Raw genomic sequence first — 20,492 nt, forward strand, 5'->3', positions numbered from 1 at the left:
ATCGATTGTCCCCGCGAGCGCAAGACAGGGGGGTGGAGATGGGGCGAAAGGCAGAAGTCCCCGCTCGCTCGCACGCCGTGAAGGATTTTGGGGTGAGCGTCAGGGCAGTGCCAGGCCCTCCTGCCGCAGCATGTCGCAAAGGGCAATCAATGGCAGCCCTATTAGGGCCGTCGGGTCACTGCCTTCAAGCGTGGAGAGGAGGGATATCCCCAAACCTTCGGATTTGGCCGAACCTGCACAGTTGTACGCTTGTTCGCGCCCCAGGTAGCGCTCGATTTCAGGCAGTTCCAAGTGTCTGAAGCGAACCAGGGTAGGGATCCCTCGGACCTGACAGCGGCCCGAGTGGGCGTCGAGAAGGCTGACCCCGGTGAAGAAATTGACCATTCGGCCGGACAGCTCGGTCAGTTGCCGGACCGCGCCCTCGTGATTGCCAGGTTTGCCATAGACGCGCCCCTCGCACACGGCGATCTGATCGCTGCCAATGATCAGAGCATCCGGGTGGCGGGGTGCAACGGCCCGGGCCTTCGCTTGCGCGAGGCGCAGCGCTGTTTCCTCGGGGAATTCACCATGGACGGGGGTCTCGTCGGTGCCGGGGTCGTCGACAGAAAAGGGCAATTGCAGGCGACCGAGAAGTTCGCGCCGAAAGGGAGATGTCGACGCCAGCACGATGGGGCGGGTCATAGGGGTGAAATCCGAACGGGGACAAGTGCTTGCACGGGGAAATTGAAGTCTTGCCGAGTTTTGACTTAAGGGGGCAAAAATAATATCATCCACCGTTTATGTCGCAACAGCTCGCGATCGACGGTATGGCTTTTGCCAGGGACAGGCGGGTCCTCGAAGGGACTTTCGATGTTTCTGCGCTTACGAGACTGCACGACCTTCTGGCCGAGGTTTCCGGCGAAGTCCGGTATCGGCTTGAAGGGGTCAGGGGTGAGCGGGGGCAGTCTCAGTTGAGGCTGCTCTTGTCGGGAAGCCTGCCGCTCGCTTGTCAGCGCTGTCTTGGGGTCGTCGAATTTCGCCTGGAGGTTGACAGCCTCCTGGAGCTGGTCCCCGAGGGCGAAGACCTGTCGCAGGATGAGCTGGAGGACGATAGTCGAGATTTTCTGCCTGTGGCGGGTGAGCTTGAAGTGGCCGATCTGGTCGAGGACGAAGTCCTCCTTGCGCTTCCTGTGTCGCCGCGGCACGAAAAATGCAGTCTGCCCGGAGTTTCCGAGGCCGGTGAACGGATGATGCCGTTTGCGGGGCTCGCGGGAATGAAGGGGAGGCCGAACTGATTTTTTTGGAGTGATGAAATGGCCGTTCAACAGAACAAGAAGTCCCCGTCCAAGCGTGGCATGCACCGTGCCCACGACTTTCTGACCAATCCCCCTCTGGCACTCGAGCCCACCACGGGCGAGGTGCACCTGCGCCACCATATTTCCCCCACCGGGTTTTATCGCGGCAAGAAGGTCTTGAAGGGCAAGGGCGAGTAACCGCACCACGAGGGGCAGGCAGTTCGGTTCGGACTGCCTGCCTTTCTTTTTGCCATGACCAGTTGCATCGCCATCGATTGCATGGGGGGCGACCACGGGCCGTCAGTGACGGTTCCCGCGGCCCTGCGTTTCCTGGCTGACCATCCGGGCGCCAGCCTGATGCTGGTCGGACGGGAGGAGGCTATCCGTCCCCATCTCGGGAATGCCGCCGGAGATGCGCGACTGCGGCTCGTCAGTGCGTCTGAAGTCGTCGAGATGGATGAGTCCCCGGCGCTTGCACTACGCAACAAGAAAGACTCTTCCATGCGGGTGGCGATCAACCTGGTGAAGGATGGCCAGGCCCAGGCCTGTGTTTCGGCCGGCAATACCGGGGCGCTCATGGCTATTTCCCGCTTTGTCCTGAAGATGTTGCCGGGTATCGATCGCCCCGCCATATGTGCGCCGCTGCCCACCCTGCGAGGTCACACGCATGTTCTCGACCTGGGGGCGAACATCGATTGCACGCCGGAGCATCTGCTGCAGTTCGGCCTCATGGGAGCCTCACTGGTCTCGGCCCTGGAGCATGTCGATCGACCCACCGTGGGTCTGCTCAACATCGGCGAGGAGGACATCAAAGGCAACGAAGTGGTCAAGAGAGCGGGAGAGTTGCTCAGGCAGTCCGGGCTGAATTTTGTGGGCAACGTCGAAGGTGACGGCATCTACAAGGGTGACGCGGACATCGTGGTCTGTGACGGCTTTGTCGGCAACGTCGCCTTGAAGACTTCGGAGGGACTTGCCCAGATGCTTGCCTCCTTCCTGAGACAGGAATTCAAGCGCAATCTGCTCACGCGGCTTGCAGCCCTGGTTGCCCTGCCGGTGCTCAGTCGCTTCAAGAAACGTGTCGATCATCGGCGCTACAACGGCGCCATTCTCCTGGGGCTCAAGGGGATATCGGTAAAGAGTCACGGCTCGGCGGACTCCTTTGCCTTCGCCAACGCAATTGCCCGGGCATGGGATGCGGCCGAAAACGGAGTGCTCGAACGTATTGCAGAACGCTTTGCCGGTATTGCGGGGCAAGGGACTCGCGAGGAAGCGGCATGATTTATTCGCGGGTCATCGGAACTGGCAGCTCGCTCCCGGGCGCTCCCGTGACCAACGCCGATCTTGCAGCACGGGGCATCGATAGCGACGACGAGTGGATCGTCACCCGCACAGGCATCCGGCAACGTCATCTCGCCGCTCCCGGCGTCACGGCAAGCGACCTGGGGCTCGAGGCAGCACACAAAGCGCTGGAAATGGCCGGAGTTGTGGCGGCTGACCTCGATCTCATCATCGTTGCCACCTCCACGCCGGATTTCGTTTTTCCCAGTACAGCCTGTCTTATCCAGGGGCGGCTTGGCAATCGAGGGGCGACGGCCTTCGATGTCCAGGCGGTGTGCGCTGGCTTCGCCTATGCGCTGTCGGTGGCCGACAAATTCATCACCTCCGGTAGCCATCGCAGAGCCTTGGTGATTGGTGCCGAGGTGTTCTCGCGCATTCTGGATTGGCAGGACCGGGGAACCTGTGTGCTGTTTGGTGACGGTGCCGGCGCCGTGGTGCTCGAGGCCTCGGATGAGCCGGGTATTCTTGCCACCGCGCTGCACGCGGATGGCAGCCAAAGCGGCCTCTTGAGCGTTCCTGGCCAGATTTGCGGAGGGCAGGTCAGCGGTGACCCCTTCCTGCGCATGGATGGTCAGGCGGTGTTCAAATTTGCGGTGCGCGTCCTCGCCGAAGTTGCAGAGGAGGTCTGTTCCAACTCTGGCCTCGAGCCTGCCGCCCTGGACTGGCTTATCCCTCATCAGGCCAATATCCGCATCATTGAAGCGACGGGCAAGAAACTTGGTGTTGCCCGCGAGCGGGTGGTGGTGACGGTGGACCACCATGGCAATACCTCGGCGGCGTCCATCCCCCTGGCGCTCGACGAAGCGGTCCGGGATGGGCGTATCCGCCCCGGACAGAAGGTTCTGGTAGAAGGTGTCGGCGGCGGCTTCACCTGGGGCGCCGTCTTGATGCAACTTTGATGGGTAGCCGCTGTACGGCGGGATTTCCGGCGTCGGCGTATTTACGTTTCCTCACCCGATAGGAGCAGGCGATGTTTGCATTTGTCTTTCCGGGGCAGGGGTCCCAGAGCGTTGGCATGATGGCGGCCTACGGGGACGCCACTGTGGTGCGTTCCACCTTTGATGAAGCCTCGCAGGCGCTCGGGGATGACCTCTGGCAGATGGTGGCGGACGGCCCGGCCGAATTGCTGGCGCAGACCGTCAATACTCAGCCCGTCATGTTGACGGCCGCCATTGCTGCCTGGCGCTTGTGGCTGGACAAGGGGGGGCGCCAACCCGCCGTGCTGGCCGGCCATAGCCTGGGTGAATATTCAGCGCTGGTGGCGTCGGGGGTTATCGATCTGAAGGATGCGGTGCCCCTGGTTCGCCTGCGCGCGGCTGCGATGCAGGAGGCTGTTCCCCTCGGGACCGGCGCCATGGCGGCTGTTCTGGGGCTCGATGACGAGGGTATTCGTGCGGCCTGCGCCGAAGCGGCCCAGGGCGAGGTTGCCGAACCGGTCAATTTCAATGCCGCGGGGCAAACGGTGATTGCCGGACACAAAGCTGCCGTGGAGCGAGCCATGGAAGCCTGCAAGGCCCGCGGCGCGAAGCGTGCCGTCGCCCTGCCGGTCTCGGCCCCCTTTCATTCCTCGCTCATTCGTCCGGCGGCAGACAAGCTTGCTGCCCGCCTCGCCGAGTTGGATCTTCTGCCTCCCCGCATTCCGGTTGTCAATAACGTCGATGTGGCGGTCGAGAGCGATGTCGTGCGCATCAAGGATGCCCTCGTGCGACAGGCTTACAGCCCGGTGCGCTGGGTCGAGACCATTCAGAAGATGGCGGCTATGGGGGTGAGCACGGTGGCCGAGTGCGGCCCCGGAAAGGTGCTGGCTGGGCTCACCAAGCGCTGTGCAGACGGGGTCAATGGCATCGCCCTGGCCGATGCAGCGGCCATCGAAGCCAATCTCGGGCTGGAGTGATGAGCATGTTGACTGGACAGGTAGCCTTGGTGACCGGCGCAACCCGGGGGATCGGGCGGGCCATCGCCCTCGAACTCGGGCGTCGGGGGGCCACGGTAGTGGGTACCGCAACCAGCGAAGCTGGGGCAGGGGTCATCTCCGCCTACCTCACCGAAGCTGGCTTGGGCGGGAGGGGCGGTGTGCTCGAAGTGCGGGACGCAGCCCAGGTAGACGCTGCCATCGCGGCGATCGAAGCCGAGTTCGGGACCATCGCCATCCTGGTGAACAACGCCGGCATCACGAGAGATAACCTGGCCATGCGCATGAAGGAGGACGAATGGGATGCGGTGATCGACACCAACCTCAAGGCGGTGTTCCGCCTGTCCAAGGCGGTCATGCGAGGGATGATGAAATCCCGCAGGGGCCGCATCGTCAATATCACCTCGGTGGTGGGTCACTCGGGCAATCCGGGACAAGCCAATTACTGCGCAGCGAAGGCCGGTGTTGCCGGCATGACGCGTTCCCTGGCGCGGGAACTCGGTAGCCGCAATATCACGGTCAATTGCGTGGCGCCAGGATTTATCGCCACCGACATGACCCATGATCTCGACGAGAAGCACAAAGAGGCCATGCTGGCCGCGATTCCCTTGGGACGTGCGGGGACTCCCGAAGATGTCGCTGCGGCCGTCGCTTTTCTCGTGTCGCCGGCCGCCGGCTACGTCACCGGAACGACGATTCACGTCAACGGTGGCATGTTCATGGATTGATTTCCGGCAAGGCCGGCTTTTGGTAAACTCGCAGCGTTTATTACACCCCCAGGGGGAAGGAGTTCTTTCAATGGATAACATCGTAGAGCGCGTCAAGAAGATCGTCGCCGAGCAACTCGGCGTGAACGAAGCCGACATCAAAAACGAGTCTTCGTTCGTTGACGATCTCGGCGCGGATTCGCTGGATACCGTCGAATTGGTCATGGCCCTGGAAGAGGAATTCGAGTGCGAAATCCCCGACGAGGAAGCCGAAAAGATCACTACCGTTCAGCAGGCGGTCGACTACGTCCTCGCCAACAAGAAGTAATCCATCCTGGTTTCGGCGGCAGAGGCCGGCCCGCGGGCCGGCCTTTACGCATTCAAATACGGAGTGCACACCTTGGCACGTCGCAGAGTCGTCATCACAGGCCTGGGTTTGGTTAGCCCGGTCGGCAATACCGTGGACGAGGGTTGGTCGAACCTCATCGCCGGGCGGAGTGGGATCGCCACGATCACCAAATTCGATGCCTCAGCCTTTTCCGCGCATATCGCTGGAGAAGTGAAGGGTTTCGACATCGGGGCCTATCTGGCCCCGAAGGAATCCCGGCGCATGGATACCTTCATCCACTTCGGGATGGCGGCCGCCATTCAGGCCGTGCGCGATGCGGGGCTCGCCGAGAATGCGGCCGACCCTGAGCGGATCGGGGTTGCCATTGGTTCAGGGATCGGCGGTCTGCCTCTGATCGAGGCGACCAAGGATGACTATCTGGCTGGCGGTCCCCGCAAGATTTCGCCGTTTTTTGTCCCCGGTTCCATCATCAACATGATTTCCGGCAACCTCTCGATCATGTTCGGATTCAAGGGCCCCAATATCGCGTTGGTCACGGCCTGTACCACCGGAACTCACTCCGTGGGTGAGGCCGCGCGCATCATCGAGTATGGCGATGCCGACGTGATGGTCGCGGGTGGTGCCGAGGCGACGGTATCCCCTTTGGGCTTGGGCGGATTCTGTGCAGCCCGCGCACTGTCCACACGCAATGACGATCCGGCCACCGCCAGCCGCCCCTGGGACCGGGATCGCGACGGCTTCGTGCTTGGCGAAGGTGCCGGGGTGATGGTCCTTGAGGAGTACGAGCATGCCAAGGCCCGTGGCGCAAAGATCTACGCGGAGGTGGCAGGCTATGGCATGAGCGCCGATGCCTTCCACATGACGCAGCCTGCGGAAGACGGGGACGGAGCACGGCGCTGCATGTTGGCTGCGCTCCGCAATGCCGATCTGGCACCGGGTGACATCCAGTACATCAATGCTCACGGAACCTCGACTCCCCTGGGGGATGTTGCGGAAACCCAGGCAGTCAAGCGCGCTTTTGGCGAGGCTACCAAGAACCTGGTCATGAATTCAACCAAATCCATGACGGGGCATCTCTTGGGTGCCGCAGGGGGAATAGAAGCCGTATTCACCGCCCTGGCGATTCACCATCAGATTTCGCCTCCGACGATCAACATCTTCAACCAGGATGAGCGCTGTGACCTGGACTACTGTGCGAATCAGGCACGCAAGATGAAGATCGAAGCGGCCATTTCCAATTCCTTCGGGTTTGGCGGAACCAACGGGACGGTGGCTTTCCGGCGTATCTGATCCGCGAGAGGAGAATGGGGTGCGGTTTCCGGTCGTCATCGGGCTGCGCCCATCTTTTTTCCTGCGCGGTGCAGGGCTTCTTGCCCACGGGGTAGCGGCCTCGGCTCTTCTGGGGCTGGACCTGGGCCTGGGGGGCATCGCTGCGTTGGCTTTGGTCGTCTTGGGTGCCCTCTTGGCCTGGAGGGCAGGGCGGCCGAGCATCGTCGGCCTCAAGTTGCTTGCCGATGGGCGAATCGAGATCGCCGCCTCCCTGGACGAATGGCGCTCGGCCGAGGTGATTCCCCCGCTACGCATTCACCCCTGGCTGACGGTCCTGCGCGTTCGGAGCGAGGATTCGGCCCATGTACTTGCCATCGCGCCGGACAGTCTCGCGTGTGAAGATTTTCGTCGCTTGAGGCTGTGGCTTGCTTGGCGACGGCGGCCCGGCACGGACCTGAGGCTCGGTCCGGAAACTGTGTCCGGCTGAGCGCCGCTTCATCTCGGAATGTCCGCGGTACGTCGTGCCGGAAAGGTTCAGGAGTCGCCTGGTACTAGCGCTTTCCGCGTCGCTTGAGAACCGTACTGCGTGGGACTTTTCGGGTCTCCGGATAGTCCCGTGACGAGTGAAGCCCTCGGCTTTCCCGACGCTTCATGGCACAGCGCACGATCAGATCTGCCGTCTCGACAAGATTGCGCAGTTCTATCAGGTCGTGACTGACCCGGAAATTGGCATAGAACTCATCGATTTCCCGCTTGAGCAAACGAATGCGGTGCGAGGCCCGTTTCAGGCGCTTGGTAGTCCGCACGATGCCGACATAATCCCACATGAAGCGGCGCAACTCGTCCCAGTTGTGAGAAATGACCACTTCTTCGTCGGCATCAGTCACCCGGCTTTCGTCCCAGGCAGGCAGGGCTGGGACGGCCGCCGGAGACGAGGCGAGGATGTCGACCACCGCCGCTTCGGCGAAGACGAGGCATTCCAGGAGTGAGTTCGAGGCAAGGCGATTGGCGCCGTGCAAGCCGGTGCAAGAGGCCTCACCGGCCACGTAGAGACCCGCAAGATCGGTTCGCCCCTGCAGGTCGCAGACGATGCCTCCGCAGGTGTAGTGGGCCGCCGGTACGACCGGGATGGGATCGCGGGTGATGTCGATGCCCAGTTCCAGGCAGCGGGCGTGAATATTGGGAAAGTGCCCGCGGATGAAATCTTCACCTTTGTGGGCGATGTCCAGGAAGACGCAATCCAGGCCGCGCTTCTTCATCTCGAAGTCGATGGCGCGGGCGACCACGTCGCGGGGGGCGAGTTCGGCCCGCGGATCGTGTTCGGGCATGAAGCGGGTGCCATCCGGGAGCCGTAGCAGACCCCCTTCGCCGCGCACCGCTTCAGAGATGAGAAAGGACTTGGCCTGGGGGTGATACAGGCAGGTTGGATGGAACTGGATGAACTCCATGTTGGAGACGCGGCACCCTGCTCGCCAGGCCATGGCAATGCCGTCTCCGGTGGAGGTGTCTGGGTTGGTCGTGTAGAGATAGACCTTGCCCGCTCCCCCTGTCGCAATCAAGGTATGTGGTGCTCCCAGGGTGACGACACGGTCCATGCGGGTGTCGAGCACGTAGGCGCCATGACAACGGTCTTCGCTGCTGCCCAGCTTGGCTGCCGTGATCAGATCGACAGCAATGTGATCTTCCAGCACCGTGATGTTCGGGTGGGCCCGAACCCTGCGGGTCAGGGTCTCCTGCACTGCCTGGCCGGTGGCATCGGCGACATGGATCACGCGGCGGGCACTGTGACCGCCTTCCCGGGTCAGATGGTAGCCGGAGTCGTCCTGGGTGAAGGGGACTCCCTGGTCGATCAGCCATTCGATGGCGCGGCGGCCGTTCTCGACCACGAACCGTGTCGCACCCGGGTCGTTCAGCCACGCACCGGCAATGAAGGTATCCCGGATATGGGCGTCTATGGAATCCTGACTGTCGAGGACGGCTGCAATGCCGCCCTGGGCCCAGCCCGAGGCACTGTCTTCGAGCGCACGTTTGCTGACCAATGCCACGCGGCAGCGGTCGGCAAGGCGCAGGGCGGCAGATTGTCCGGCGAGGCCGCTACCAATGATAAGGACGTCGAAGGAATTCACGCGGTTTGCGAGGGGAGGGGTAGATTCGGCCGGGGACTATACCATGTCCAATGGTTACACACGGTCACAAACCGGGATGGTCCCTGGGGTTTGGCGCGAATACTTCGCGCTATACTCCCCCCACAACAAGCATTAGACCCTCAGGGAACGCGGCAAGCGATGAGTGAGCGCGAGATTGATCAGGCCTTGGTCGAGCGAGCCCAAGGTGGCGAGCGGCACGCCTTTGACCTCTTGGTGAGCAAATACCAGCGCAAGTTGGGCCGTTTGCTGTCGCGTTATATCCGGGATGCCGCCGAGGTCGAGGATGTGGCTCAGGAAGCGTTCATCAAGGCCTACCGTGCCTTGCCGGCCTTCCGTGGTGAGAGCGCTTTCTATACCTGGCTCTACCGCATTGGCATCAATACGGCCAAGAATTACCTGGTTTCCCAGGGGCGGCGTGCTCCCACCACGACCGAATTCGATAGCGAAGAGGCCGAAACCTTCGAGGATGGCGACCAGCTCAGGGATATCAACACGCCCGAGAGCGTCCTGCTTTCCAAACAGATTGGCGAAACCGTCAATAGTGCCGTCGAAGCCTTGCCGGACGAACTGCGCACGGCCATTGTGCTGCGGGAGATCGAAGGCATGTCCTACGAGGAAATCGCCCAGATCATGAATTGCCCCATCGGGACCGTCCGTTCGCGGATTTTTCGGGCTCGGGAGGCCGTGGCGGCCAAACTGCGCCCTCTGCTGGATACGGCTCCAGATCGGCGTTGGTGATGGACGACTCGACCACCGTCGTAGCAGCCGTCGTGCGCGAGCTGCAGGGGGGCGAGGCCCTGGTCGAAGTGACTCAGGCAGGGTGTGGGCGCTGCCACGAGAGTGGCGGTTGCGGCGGACGGAATCTCGCGCGCATGCTGTGTTCGACGCCCCGGGTTTATCGCGTTGCCAACCCCCGGGGGGCCGTAGTTGGCGAGCGTGTCGAAGTCGGAATAGCGGATGGCGCGGTGCGCCGGGGCGCGAATCTGGCTTATGGGCTTCCACTTTTGGGATTGGTCGGCGGGGCCCTGGTCGGATCCTGGATGGGCGGCGATACGGCGGCCATGCTCGGTTCCCTGATCGGTCTTGGCGGGGCCTGGATCGTGCTCCGCCGGTTTGTGCGCACCCAGGTGCAGCCGACCATCATCGAGCGTTTGCAGTGATCTCTCGCCCTGAGTTCCATGCTTTTCCCGCTTGAAGGCGGTGGCCACTAGCGGTCGCGATTCCGCTCACGGGAATCTGCCTGGTTTCTTCGTCTGTTTCGGAGTTTTTTGTCATGAAGCGTCTATTGGTCCATGCTTGCCTGTTCTTTTATTGCGCCTTCGCTCTTGCGGAAGTTGCACCAGGGCGGGTTCTGCCGGACTTTGCCGATCTGGCGGAAAAACAGGGGCCATCCGTGGTCAATATCAGCACCACCCAGGTCGTCCGGGGGCGCACCCCGTTCGGGGTACCGCTGGACGAGAACGATCCCATGTTCGAATTCTTCCGGCGTTTCATTCCCCGGCAGCCGGGAGGCGCGCCCCAGCGGGAATTCGAGAGCAAGTCCCTGGGCTCGGGTTTCATCATCAGCGCCGACGGATACATCCTGACCAATGCGCATGTCGTCGAGACCGCCGACGAAATTACGGTGCGCCTGACCGACAAGCGGGAATTCAAAGCCAAGGTCATCGGCGCCGACAAGCGGACCGACGTGGCGCTTATTCGCATCGAGGCGTCGGGCCTGCCCACGGTGCGGCTGGGCGACCCTGCTCAGACGCGGGTCGGCGAGTGGGTTGTCGCCATCGGTTCGCCCTTCGGGTTCGACAATTCGGTGACCGCCGGTATCGTTTCCGCCAAAGGGCGTTCATTGCCCCAGGAGAACTATGTGCCTTTCATTCAGACTGACGTCGCCATCAATCCGGGCAATTCCGGAGGGCCGCTGTTCAATCTGAAGGGAGAGGTTATCGGCATCAACTCCCAGATATACAGCCGCAGTGGGGGATATATGGGGCTTTCCTTTGCCATCCCCATCGATGTGGCGATGGAAATTCAGGGGCAACTGCGCAGCCAGGGTAAGGTCAGCCGCGGTCGATTGGGGGTCGTGATCCAGGAGGTCAGCAAGGAACTCGCCGAGTCCCTGGGGCTTGCCAAACCCATGGGGGCCATCGTGAATGCGGTGGAAAAAGGCGGTCCCGCAGAAAAGGCCGGCCTGGAGGCGGGGGACGTCATCCTGAAGTTCGACGGTCGCCCAATCAATATGTCGGCGGATTTGCCAAGGGTCGTCGCCGCAACCAAGCCTGGAACGAAGTCGGTTGTACAGGTATGGCGCAAGGGCGTGACGCGGGACATCGCCATCACGGTGGGCGAATTCGTCGAAGAGGGGGGCCGGCCCAGGGTTGGGAGCGGTCCAAAACCGGCCGAGCAGGCCGCCAATCGGCTGGGGCTGGTAGTCAGCGAACTCTCGGAGGAAAAGCGCAAGGAGCAGAAGATATCCGGCGGACTGCTCATCGAGGACATCAAGGGCAGCACCGCCCGTGCGGACCTGCGCCCGGGGGACATCATCCTCGCCCTCATCGCCAAGGGGGCGACAACCGAGGTGCGAACCGTCGATCAGTTCAACAAGCTGCTTGGCCAATTCGACCGCAACTCGAACATCACGCTGCTCATCAAGCGGGGCGAGAGCCAGACTTTCGTGACCATCAAGGCCACCAACGGCAGTGGTGGAGGTCCCGGTGGCAACGGGTGACACAGCGGAACCCCTCGTGCTGGTGAGCCGAAGCTACTGCCACCTGTGTCAGGACATGGAAGCGGCTGTGGCGCCTCTGGCGCTTGAATTCGGCATCGGGCTGCACGTATTGGATGTGGACGCCGACGCCGAACTCGAGGCCCGCTATGATGAACTCGTTCCTGTCCTGCTCCACCGGGGGAATGAGCTGTGCCACTACTTCCTGGACGGACTCAAAGTCCGTGAGTATTTGGCCGGAATCCGCTAAAATCGCGGGTTTCCGGAATTCGCCCAGGGCGCCTGCCAGCGCCCTTTTTTTCGAGCCGCATGGACCATATCCGCAACTTTTCCATCATTGCCCATATTGATCATGGCAAGTCGACCCTGGCCGACCGCATCATTCATCTGTGCGGGGGTCTGTCGGACCGGGAGATGGAGGAGCAGGTGCTCGATTCCATGGACATCGAGCGCGAGCGGGGCATCACCATCAAGGCCCAGACCGCGGCCCTGGAGTACAAGGCCAGGGACGGCAAGGTCTATAACCTCAACCTGATCGACACGCCGGGGCACGTGGATTTTTCCTACGAAGTCTCCCGCTCACTCTCCGCTTGCGAAGGGGCGTTGCTGGTGGTGGATGCCTCCCAGGGCGTCGAGGCCCAGACTGTGGCCAACTGCTATACCGCCATCGAGTTGGGTGTCGAGGTGGTGCCGGTGCTCAACAAGATCGACCTGCCTTCTGCCGATCCTGACAACGCCCGCAGCGAAATCGAGGACGTGATCGGCATCGACGCTTCCGAAGCCGTGTTGGCCTCGGCAAAGACCGGCCTGGGCGTGCAGGACATCCTGGAGGCCGTGATTGCCAAGGTGCCGCCCCCCAAGGGCGACACCGGCGCGCCGTTGAAGGCCCTGATCATCGACTCCTGGTTCGACAACTACGTGGGCGTGGTCATGTTGGTCCGCGTGGTCGATGGCGAGATTTTCCCCAAGGACAAGCTCCATTTCATGGCCACCGGGGCCAACCAGTTGTGCGAGCAAGTGGGCGTATTTACGCCCAAGTCTCTGCAGCGCGACGTGCTGCGGGCGGGCGAAGTGGGTTTCGTCATTGCCGGCATCAAGGAACTCAAGGCCGCCATGGTGGGCGACACCATCACCCACAGCGACCGCAAGGCCGCGGCGCCACTGCCCGGTTTCAAGGAAATCAAACCCCAGGTGTTCGCCGGTCTCTACCCGGTCGAAGCCAACCAGTACGACTCCCTGCGGGAGTCCCTGGAAAAGTTGAAGCTCAACGACGCCTCGCTCCAGTACGAGCCGGAAGTGTCCCAGGCCCTGGGCTTCGGCTTCCGCTGCGGTTTCCTCGGCTTGCTCCACATGGAGATCGTCCAGGAGCGCCTGGAGCGGGAATTCGACCAGGACCTCATCACCACGGCGCCCACCGTGGTCTATGAAGTGGTGCAGCGGGACGGTACCCAGATCCAGGTGGAGAACCCCTCCAAGCTGCCCGAGATCGGCAAGATCGAGGAGATCCGCGAGCCCATCATCACCGCGACGATCTTCGTGCCCCAGGATTACCTGGGCGCCGTCATCACCCTGTGCAACCAGAAGCGCGGCAACCAGGTTGACATGCACTACCATGGGCGCCAGGTGAAGCTGGTCTACGAAATGCCCATGGCCGAGGTGGTGATGGATTTTTTCGACAAGCTGAAATCCTGTTCCCGGGGTTATGCGTCCCTGGACTACGACTTCAAGGAGTATCGGGCGGCGGATGTGGTCAAGCTCGACGTGCTGATCAACGGCGACCGGGTGGATGCCCTGTCGCTGATCGTGCACCGGGCCAATTCCCAGTATCGCGGGCGCGAACTGGCCTCCAAGATGCGCGAGCTGATTCCCCGCCAAATGTACGACGTGGCCATCCAGGCCGCCATCGGCTCCCACATCATCGCGCGGGAAAACGTCAAGGCCCTGCGCAAGGACGTGCTGGCCAAGTGCTACGGCGGCGACATCACCCGCAAGAAGAAACTGCTCGAGAAGCAGAAGGCCGGCAAGAAGCGCATGAAGCAGGTGGGCAGCGTGGAGATCCCGCAGGAAGCCTTCCTCGCCGTGCTGCGCGTGGATAACTGACTTAGGAATACGATGAATTTTGCCCTGATCCTTTTTGTTCTGACCCTGGTCACCGGAGCGCTTTACGCCCTGGACGTCCTCAGGTTCCGCAAGTTGCGGGCCAAGGATGCAGGGGAGCCGCTGTGGGTGGAATGGGGGGCAAGTTTTTTCCCCGTCATCCTCATTGTTTTCGTGCTCCGCTCCTTCATTGTCGAACCGTTCAAGATTCCCTCGGGATCAATGATTCCGACTCTATTGGTCGGCGATTTCATTCTCGTGAATAAATTCACTTACGGGATACGCCTGCCGGTCATCAACAAGAAGATCGTCGACATCAACCTCCCGCAGCGCGGAGACGTCATGGTCTTTCGTTACCCCGAAGAACCTTCCCTGGACTACATCAAGCGTGTCGTGGGGGTTCCGGGGGACAAGGTCGAGTATCAGAACAAGCGCTTGACCATCAACGGAAAACCCGTGGAGGTGAAGAAGCTTGCCGATTATCTTCATCCGGAACGGGTTTACTACTCCGAACAGTATGTCGAAAACATGGATGGCGTCGAACATCGCATGCTGAACGACACCGACGCACCGGCCTACATTCCCGGCGTGGCCAGCTTCCCCAATCGCGAAAATTGCCTCTACAATGCCTCCGGCGTCGTGTGTACCGTCCCCCCCGGGCACTACTTCATGGTAGGTGACAACCGCGACAACAGCAGGGACAGTCGTTACTGGGGCTTCGTGCCTGAGGAAAACATCGTCGGCAAGGCCTTTTTCATCTGGATGCATGTGGAATCGTTCATTCCGCCCAAGGGAATCGATTTCAGCCGTATCGGATCGTTCAAGTAGGGGAGACGAAGGATGAAATATCAGCGTGGAGTGACCCTTTCCGGTGTGATGTTCTGGGGGATTCTCATCGCCCTGGTCGCCATGCTGGGTATCAAGGTGGCCCCGTCGGCGATCGAGTACTACAAGATTCTCAAGGACGCCAAGGCCACGGTGGCCAGCGTGGCTCCGGGGGCGACCGTCCCCGAGGTGCGGCAGGCCTTTGCCAAATATGCCGAAGTCGATCACATCACGGAATTCAGCGCCCAGGATCTGGATATTTCCAAGGAGGGAAACCAGATCGTGATTTCCTTCGACTACGAAAAGAAGATTCCCCTGGGGTTCAACGTCAGCCTGCTGATCAATTACCGCGGGACGACCAGCGGATCATCTGCCGACTAGTCGCTGGCCCGGTTCCTGGGCGATCCCCAGGGGCCGCGGGCAAAATCCGCGCAACAGACCCCCCGATGCCCCTTACCGCCCTTGAAGATGCCATTGGGCATCGCTTCCGCAACCGGGAACTATTGCAGACGGCATTGACGCACCGGAGTTTTTCGGCGTGCCATAACGAGCGCCTGGAATTTCTGGGTGATAGCGTACTGAATTTCCTGGTGGCTGCTGAACTGTTCCGGCGTTTTGAACACCTGCCGGAAGGGGATCTCTCGCGTCTGCGGGCCAATCTCGTGCGGCAGGAAACGCTGCACCTAGTGGCTCGGCGCCTTAGCCTGGGGTCGCAGCTTCGGCTTGGGGAAGGCGAATTGCGCAGCGGGGGGGGCGAGCGGCCGTCGATTCTAGCGGATGCCCTGGAAGCGGTGATCGGGGCTGTTTTTCTCGACGCGGGATTCGAGTCAGCGGAGAGCATGGTCAAGCGCTTGTTCGAACGCCTGCTGGATGAACTCAACCCGGGCGAGTCGTGCAAGGATGCCAAAACCCGATTGCAGGAGTGGCTCCAGGGGCGCAAGCAGCCCTTGCCGAAGTATGCCACCCTGGCGACAACGGGAGCGGCGCATAACCAGCGTTTCGAGGTCAGTTGTGTCCTGGAGCGCCTGGGGGTGGAGACGGTGGGGGCAGGCAGCAGTCGCAGGCTTGCCGAGCAGGCCGCCGCCGAAAATGCCCTGAAGGCCCTCAACGCATGAAACCCATACGTTCCGGCTACGTCGCCATCGTAGGCCGGCCCAATGTTGGCAAATCCACGCTCCTCAACCATTTGGTGGGGGAGAAGATCAGTATCGTCTCGCGCAAGGCCCAGACGACGCGGCACCGCATCACCGGCATCCGCACCGATGCGGACGCCCAGTACGTCTTCGTCGATACCCCCGGCTTCCAGACCAAGTTTTCCAATGCCCTCAACCGGGCCATGAACCGGGGCGTCACCCAAACCCTGGCCGACGTCGACGTCGTCGTCTTCGTTATCGAGGCCGGGCGCTTCGACGCCAAGGACAAGGCCGTGATGAAGCTCCTGCCTGCCGACCGGCCGGTGATTCTGGCCATCAACAAGACCGACCGCCTGAAGGACAAGGCGGCGCTCCTGCCTTTCCTGGCGCAGCTTGGTCAGGAGCGGGATTTCGCCGCCGTGGTGCCGATCAGCGCGGCCAAGGGAAGGCAGACCGAGCAGTTGCTGGGTGAAGTCAGGAAGCACCTCCCCAACGAAGGCCTGCTCTTCGCCGAGGACGAACTGACCGACAAGTCGGAACGCTTCCTGGCTGCCGAATACATTCGCGAAAAGCTCTTCCGACTCCTGGGTGACGAGCTTCCCTACGCCACCACGGTGGAAATCGAGAAATTCGAGGCGGAAGGGGCATTGCGCCGCATCTACGCGGCCATCGTCGTGGACCGCGACAGCCACAAGGCCATCGTCATCGGCAAGGGGGGCGAGTCCTTGAAGCGCATCGCCACCGAAGCGCGCCAGGACATGGAACGCCTGTTCGACGGCAAGGTTTATCTCGAGGTGTGGGTGAAAGTGAAGTCCGGCTGGACCGACGACGAGCGTCTCCTCAAGAGCCTAGGCTACGAATAGCCCCATGCAGCGGCAAAAGGTCGACGGGCAACCCGCTTTCGTCCTGCACAGTTACCCGTTTCGGGAAACCAGCCTCATCATCGAGGCCTTCACCCGGGATTTCGGCCGCATCGCTCTCCTGGCCCGGGGCGCTCGCCGCCCGCGCTCTGCCCTGCGCGGCCTGCTCATGGCCTTCCAGCCCCTGGAACTTGGCTGGGCTGGAAAGGGCGAGGTGCTCACCCTGATGAAGGCCGAGTGGCAGGGCGGATTGCCGCTCCTGCACGGCGAGGCGCTCTTCTGCGGCTACTACCTGAACGAATTGCTCATGCACCTTCTGCCCCGGGAGGATGCCCACGAGCGGCTTTTCGAACGCTATCGTGAAATCCTCGGCCATCTGGCGGCCGACCCCGCCGGCAAGGTGCGGGAGGCCGACCTGCGCAGCTTCGAGAAGGCGCTGCTGGGGGCACTTGGCTATGGCCTCACCCTGGACCACGACAGCGAAGGTCGCCCCATTGCCGCAGAGTCCCCTTACCATTACCGCATGGAGCAGGGGCCGGTACGCCTGGACCACGGTGAAGCGGCCGAGGACGCGGTATTGGGTCGGACGCTGCTGGACCTGGCGGCTGATCATTTCGCTGATCCCCGCAGCCGGGCGGAAGCCAAGCAATTGATGCGCACCCTGATGGCGTATTATCTCTCCGGCAAGGAGCTGGAAACGCGCAAAATATTCAAGGAGTTACAGGATTTATGATTGAGCTGGGCGTCAACATCGACCACGTCGCCACTCTGCGCCAGGCGCGCCGCACCTACGAGCCGGACCCGGTCTGGGCGGCGGTTGAGGCCCATCTGGGCGGGGCCGACGGCATCACCGTCCATCTGCGGGAGGACCGCCGCCACATCCAGGACGACGACGTGCGACGCCTGCGGGATCTCACCCAGATCAAGCTCAACCTGGAAATGGCTGCCACCGACGAGATGGTGGGCATCGCCTGTGCCCTCAAGCCGGAAATGGCCATGCTGGTGCCGGAAGGTCGCCACGAGGTCACCACCGAGGGCGGTCTCGACGTGGCCGGCCAGGAAGTCCGGCTGAAGGACGTGGTGAGCCGCCTGGCCGATGCCGGCATCGTCACCAGCGTCTTCATCGACGCCGAATTGCCTCAGGTCGAGGCGGCGGCCCGCATCGGCGCCCGCGTCTGCGAAATCCACACCGGTCCCTACGCCCATGCCTTTTACGACAAAGGCCGGGATGCCGAAGCGCCGGCGGTGCTGGCCGAACTGGACAAGGTCCGCAGTGCCGGCCAGGCCATTCGCGCCCTGGGCATGCGCTTCAACGCCGGCCACGCCCTCAACTATTACAACGTCCAGCCGGTGGCGCGCCTTGCCGGGGTACGGGAACTGCACATCGGCCACGCCATCGTCAGCCGCGCCACCTTCGTCGGCCTGCGCGAGGCGGTGCGGGAAATGAAGCAACTCATGCGCGAGGCGGCGGACCGGGGCGAATGATCCTAGAAACCTCAGTTGGACGAACCCGTTGGTGCGTTCGGGCGGGTGTCTGGTGCGAAGCGACGACGCGGCAGGCTGATGCCTGCAAGGAGGAGCGACAAAACCAGGCGCCCGTCCGGATGCGCCAGCGGGCTCGTAGCGTACTCACCGGCTGGATTTGTGGTTCCGAGAGAAGGGATGGTCAGAAGCGTTGGGCTTTCCGGATCAAGACAAGCGGTCAACTGAGGTTTCTAGGATGATCCACGGCATCGGCACCGACATCGTCGCCGTCGCCCGCTTGAAGGGCATGTGGGAACGCCACGGCGAGCGCATTGCCGACAAGTTCCTCGCTCCCTGCGAGCGGGAGGGGTTCGCCCGAGCCCCCGACAAGGGACGCTTCCTCGCCAAGCGCTTCGCCGCCAAGGAAGCCTTCGCCAAAGCCCTGGGGACGGGCGTACGGGCGCCGGCGACCCTCACCGCCATCGGCGTCACCCACGACGATCTGGGCAAACCGCTGTTCGCCCCTGGCGAAGCACTGGCGGCCTTGTTGGCCGACAAGGGACTGGTCGCCCATCTTTCCATCAGCGATGAAGCGGACTACGCTGTCGCCTACGTCATCCTCGAAAAGCCATGAACAACCTGTCCCTCGGCCCGCTGATGATTGACATCGCCGGCACGGAACTCACCGACCTGGATCGGGAGCGCCTCTGCCACCCCCTCGTCGGCGGCATCATCCTGTTCACCCGTAACTACGCCGACGTCGAACAGTTGCAGCGCCTGACCACGGAAATCCATGCCTTGAGGGAAGCGCGCCTGCTTATCGCGGTGGATCATGAAGGGGGCCGGGTGCAGCGCTTCCGCGAAGGCTTCACGCGCCTGCCACCCATGGCCGCCCTCGGCCGCCTGTGGGACGATAATCCCGCCGCAGCGTGGCAGGCCACCCAGGCCGTCGGCTACGTCCTGGCCGCCGAATTGCGGGCCTGTGGCGTCGATTATTCCTTCACCCCGGTCCTCGACCTGGATTACGGCCCCTCCCGGGTCATTGGCGACCGCGCCTTCCATCGCCGCCCGGAAGCCGTCATCGACCTGGCCGGCGCCCTCATCGCCGGGCTCCGCCAAGCGGGCATGGGCAGTTGCGGCAAGCACTACCCCGGGCACGGCTACGTCATCCCGGATTCCCACGTCGAACTGCCGGTGGACGATCGCCCCCTGGAAGCCATGGCCGAAGACCTCGAACCCTACCGCCTCCTCCCTCTGGACGGCGTCATGGCCGCCCACGTGATCTACCAGTGCACGGATTGCAATACGGCAGTATTTTCAAATAAATGGATAAGTTATTTGAGAAACGACGTTAAGTTTAACGGGGTGGTTTTTACGGACGATCTGTCCATGGCCGGCGCCGGCGTGGTGGGCAACATGGTCAAGCGCGTCGAAGCCGCTCACGCCGCTGGATGCGACATGTTGTTGGTGTGCAACGCGCCGGAGGCGGTAGGCGAGGTCCTTGCCCAATGGCAGCCCACGGTCGATCCAGCTGCCGGGCAAAGGATCGAAAAGCTGCTGCCTACGGTGCCGGCGCGTTCCTGCGATGCCTTGGCGACCGACCCGACCTATCTTGCGGCACAGGCCGCCATTGCCAGTTTGGCCAGCTGAAAAGCAATCGGGCAGCCGAAGCTGCCCGAAAAATTTCCTGAAACGGCAAAGCGAAGCGCCAGCTAGGCCTGCCCTGAGCCTGTCGAAGGGCGCACTCCGCGCAGACAGTAGCCCCGCTACGACAAGCCGTGTGCAACGACGCTGGCGCGAGCCCGCACCTTACTTGGTACGGCTGCGATATTCGTCGGTGCGAGTGTCGATTTCAATCTTGTCGCCGATTTCGACGAAGGCCGGTACCGGCAGTTCGAAGCCGGTGGCCAGGCGGGCGGGCTTCATGACCTTGCCGGAGGTATCACCCTTGACGGCGGGTTCGGTGTATACGACCTCGCGCACGACGCTGTTGGGCAGTTCGACGGAGATGGCCTTGCCGTCGTAGAAGACGACTTCGCAGGGCAGGCCGTCTTCCAGGTACTTGAGGGCGTCGACCATGTTCTCGGCTTCCACCTCGAACTGGTTGTATTCAGCGTCCATGAACACGTACATGGGGTCGGCGAAGTAGGAGTAGGTCACTTCCTTTTTGTCGAGGATGACTTGCTCGAACTTGTCGTCGGCCTTGTAGACCGATTCCGACGGGGCGCCGGTGAGCAGGTTCTTGAGCTTCATCTTGACGACGGCGGCGTTGCGGCCGGACTTGTTGTATTCGGCCTTCTGCACCACGAGCGGATCGTTGCCGACCATGATGACGTTGCCGGAGCGGAGTTCTTGAGCGGTCTTCATACTGGAAATTCCGAAAATCGGTGGGACGGGA

25 protein-coding genes are annotated in these 20,492 nt (G+C 62.2%); 22 read left to right on the top strand and 3 right to left on the bottom strand.

The window, feature by feature from the left end; genetic code table 11:
- Nucleotides 1-99 precede the first annotated feature (99 nt).
- Entirely contained in the window at nucleotides 100-681 is a 582-nt protein-coding gene (gene maf, locus IPM73_06650) for a septum formation inhibitor Maf (GenBank protein ID MBK8917719.1), read from the bottom strand.
- Between the two features lie 98 nt (nucleotides 682-779).
- Between maf and IPM73_06655 the strand changes: the two genes are divergently transcribed.
- The 9 genes from IPM73_06655 (at nucleotide 780) to IPM73_06695 (ending at nucleotide 7,336) form a co-directional block, all read left to right on the top strand.
- A complete protein-coding gene (locus IPM73_06655) occupies nucleotides 780-1,274 on the top strand; it encodes a DUF177 domain-containing protein (protein MBK8917720.1) in 495 nt (164 codons plus the stop codon).
- A gap of 18 nt (nucleotides 1,275-1,292) precedes the next feature.
- Nucleotides 1,293-1,472 (top strand): 50S ribosomal protein L32, encoded by a 180-nt coding sequence (gene rpmF, locus IPM73_06660; GenBank protein ID MBK8917721.1) that lies wholly within the window; start codon nucleotides 1,293-1,295, stop codon nucleotides 1,470-1,472.
- Between the two features lie 54 nt (nucleotides 1,473-1,526).
- On the top strand, nucleotides 1,527-2,552 hold the full coding sequence (gene plsX / locus IPM73_06665; GenBank protein MBK8917722.1) for a phosphate acyltransferase PlsX: 1,026 nt from the start codon (nucleotides 1,527-1,529) through the stop codon (nucleotides 2,550-2,552).
- Nucleotides 2,549-3,511, top strand: a complete 963-nt coding sequence (locus IPM73_06670) for a ketoacyl-ACP synthase III (protein MBK8917723.1) — start codon at nucleotides 2,549-2,551, stop codon at nucleotides 3,509-3,511. The genes plsX and IPM73_06670 overlap by 4 nt, the downstream gene beginning before the upstream one ends.
- A 71-nt stretch (nucleotides 3,512-3,582) precedes the next feature.
- On the top strand, nucleotides 3,583-4,506 hold the full coding sequence (fabD, locus tag IPM73_06675; GenBank protein ID MBK8917724.1) for an ACP S-malonyltransferase: 924 nt from the start codon (nucleotides 3,583-3,585) through the stop codon (nucleotides 4,504-4,506).
- Nucleotides 4,506-5,252 carry a 3-oxoacyl-ACP reductase FabG gene (gene fabG / locus IPM73_06680; protein ID MBK8917725.1) on the top strand — a complete coding sequence of 249 codons (747 nt, stop codon included), beginning with the start codon at nucleotides 4,506-4,508 and terminating at the stop codon, nucleotides 5,250-5,252. Before fabD ends, fabG begins: the two co-directional genes overlap by 1 nt.
- A gap of 70 nt (nucleotides 5,253-5,322) precedes the next feature.
- Complete coding sequence (acpP, locus tag IPM73_06685) at nucleotides 5,323-5,559, top strand: acyl carrier protein (protein MBK8917726.1); 237 nt, start codon at nucleotides 5,323-5,325, stop codon at nucleotides 5,557-5,559.
- Between the two features lie 72 nt (nucleotides 5,560-5,631).
- Nucleotides 5,632-6,870 (top strand): beta-ketoacyl-ACP synthase II, encoded by a 1,239-nt coding sequence (gene fabF, locus IPM73_06690; protein ID MBK8917727.1) that lies wholly within the window; start codon nucleotides 5,632-5,634, stop codon nucleotides 6,868-6,870.
- Nucleotides 6,871-6,889: 19 nt separating this feature from the next.
- Entirely contained in the window at nucleotides 6,890-7,336 is a 447-nt protein-coding gene (locus IPM73_06695) for a hypothetical protein (GenBank protein MBK8917728.1), read from the top strand.
- A gap of 64 nt (nucleotides 7,337-7,400) precedes the next feature.
- On the opposite strand, the gene nadB is transcribed toward IPM73_06695, so the two are convergent.
- The gene (gene nadB / locus IPM73_06700) at nucleotides 7,401-8,975 is read right to left on the bottom strand and encodes an L-aspartate oxidase (protein ID MBK8917729.1); all 1,575 of its coding nucleotides are present in this window, start codon (nucleotides 8,973-8,975) and stop codon (nucleotides 7,401-7,403) included.
- A gap of 159 nt (nucleotides 8,976-9,134) precedes the next feature.
- Between nadB and rpoE the strand changes: the two genes are divergently transcribed.
- From rpoE to nagZ, 13 genes are all read left to right on the top strand, one after another.
- Nucleotides 9,135-9,734 carry an RNA polymerase sigma factor RpoE gene (gene rpoE / locus IPM73_06705; protein ID MBK8917730.1) on the top strand — a complete coding sequence of 200 codons (600 nt, stop codon included), beginning with the start codon at nucleotides 9,135-9,137 and terminating at the stop codon, nucleotides 9,732-9,734.
- The gene (locus IPM73_06710; protein MBK8917731.1) at nucleotides 9,734-10,156 is read left to right on the top strand and encodes a SoxR reducing system RseC family protein; all 423 of its coding nucleotides are present in this window, start codon (nucleotides 9,734-9,736) and stop codon (nucleotides 10,154-10,156) included. Before rpoE ends, IPM73_06710 begins: the two co-directional genes overlap by 1 nt.
- Nucleotides 10,157-10,269: 113 nt before the next feature.
- The gene (locus IPM73_06715) at nucleotides 10,270-11,718 is read left to right on the top strand and encodes a DegQ family serine endoprotease (protein MBK8917732.1); all 1,449 of its coding nucleotides are present in this window, start codon (nucleotides 10,270-10,272) and stop codon (nucleotides 11,716-11,718) included.
- Between the two features lie 55 nt (nucleotides 11,719-11,773).
- Nucleotides 11,774-11,965, top strand: a complete 192-nt coding sequence (locus tag IPM73_06720; GenBank protein ID MBK8917733.1) for a glutaredoxin family protein — start codon at nucleotides 11,774-11,776, stop codon at nucleotides 11,963-11,965.
- Nucleotides 11,966-12,024: 59 nt separating this feature from the next.
- Nucleotides 12,025-13,815 carry an elongation factor 4 gene (gene lepA / locus IPM73_06725; protein MBK8917734.1) on the top strand — a complete coding sequence of 597 codons (1,791 nt, stop codon included), beginning with the start codon at nucleotides 12,025-12,027 and terminating at the stop codon, nucleotides 13,813-13,815.
- A gap of 12 nt (nucleotides 13,816-13,827) precedes the next feature.
- A complete protein-coding gene (lepB, locus tag IPM73_06730) occupies nucleotides 13,828-14,640 on the top strand; it encodes a signal peptidase I (GenBank protein ID MBK8917735.1) in 813 nt (270 codons plus the stop codon).
- Between the two features lie 12 nt (nucleotides 14,641-14,652).
- The gene (locus tag IPM73_06735) at nucleotides 14,653-15,018 is read left to right on the top strand and encodes a DUF4845 domain-containing protein (protein ID MBK8917736.1); all 366 of its coding nucleotides are present in this window, start codon (nucleotides 14,653-14,655) and stop codon (nucleotides 15,016-15,018) included.
- A 65-nt stretch (nucleotides 15,019-15,083) separates the two neighbouring features.
- The gene (gene rnc, locus IPM73_06740) at nucleotides 15,084-15,752 is read left to right on the top strand and encodes a ribonuclease III (protein ID MBK8917737.1); all 669 of its coding nucleotides are present in this window, start codon (nucleotides 15,084-15,086) and stop codon (nucleotides 15,750-15,752) included.
- The gene (gene era, locus IPM73_06745; protein ID MBK8917738.1) at nucleotides 15,749-16,633 is read left to right on the top strand and encodes a GTPase Era; all 885 of its coding nucleotides are present in this window, start codon (nucleotides 15,749-15,751) and stop codon (nucleotides 16,631-16,633) included. Before rnc ends, era begins: the two co-directional genes overlap by 4 nt.
- A gap of 4 nt (nucleotides 16,634-16,637) precedes the next feature.
- Nucleotides 16,638-17,363 (top strand): DNA repair protein RecO, encoded by a 726-nt coding sequence (recO, locus tag IPM73_06750; GenBank protein MBK8917739.1) that lies wholly within the window; start codon nucleotides 16,638-16,640, stop codon nucleotides 17,361-17,363.
- Nucleotides 17,360-18,115 (top strand): pyridoxine 5'-phosphate synthase, encoded by a 756-nt coding sequence (locus tag IPM73_06755; protein ID MBK8917740.1) that lies wholly within the window; start codon nucleotides 17,360-17,362, stop codon nucleotides 18,113-18,115. The genes recO and IPM73_06755 overlap by 4 nt, the downstream gene beginning before the upstream one ends.
- Before the next feature lie 235 nt (nucleotides 18,116-18,350).
- Nucleotides 18,351-18,728, top strand: a complete 378-nt coding sequence (locus tag IPM73_06760; protein ID MBK8917741.1) for a holo-ACP synthase — start codon at nucleotides 18,351-18,353, stop codon at nucleotides 18,726-18,728.
- Nucleotides 18,725-19,744: a beta-N-acetylhexosaminidase gene (gene nagZ / locus IPM73_06765; GenBank protein ID MBK8917742.1), complete on the top strand. Its 1,020-nt coding sequence runs from the start codon at nucleotides 18,725-18,727 to the stop codon at nucleotides 19,742-19,744. The genes IPM73_06760 and nagZ overlap by 4 nt, the downstream gene beginning before the upstream one ends.
- A 159-nt stretch (nucleotides 19,745-19,903) precedes the next feature.
- Here the strand turns inward: nagZ and efp are convergent, their stop codons facing one another.
- The gene (gene efp / locus IPM73_06770) at nucleotides 19,904-20,461 is read right to left on the bottom strand and encodes an elongation factor P (GenBank protein ID MBK8917743.1); all 558 of its coding nucleotides are present in this window, start codon (nucleotides 20,459-20,461) and stop codon (nucleotides 19,904-19,906) included.
- Between the last annotated feature and the right edge of the window lie 31 nt (nucleotides 20,462-20,492).

The organism is Betaproteobacteria bacterium (assembly GCA_016720065.1).
Classification (GTDB): Bacteria; Pseudomonadota; Gammaproteobacteria; order Burkholderiales; family Rhodocyclaceae; genus SSSZ01.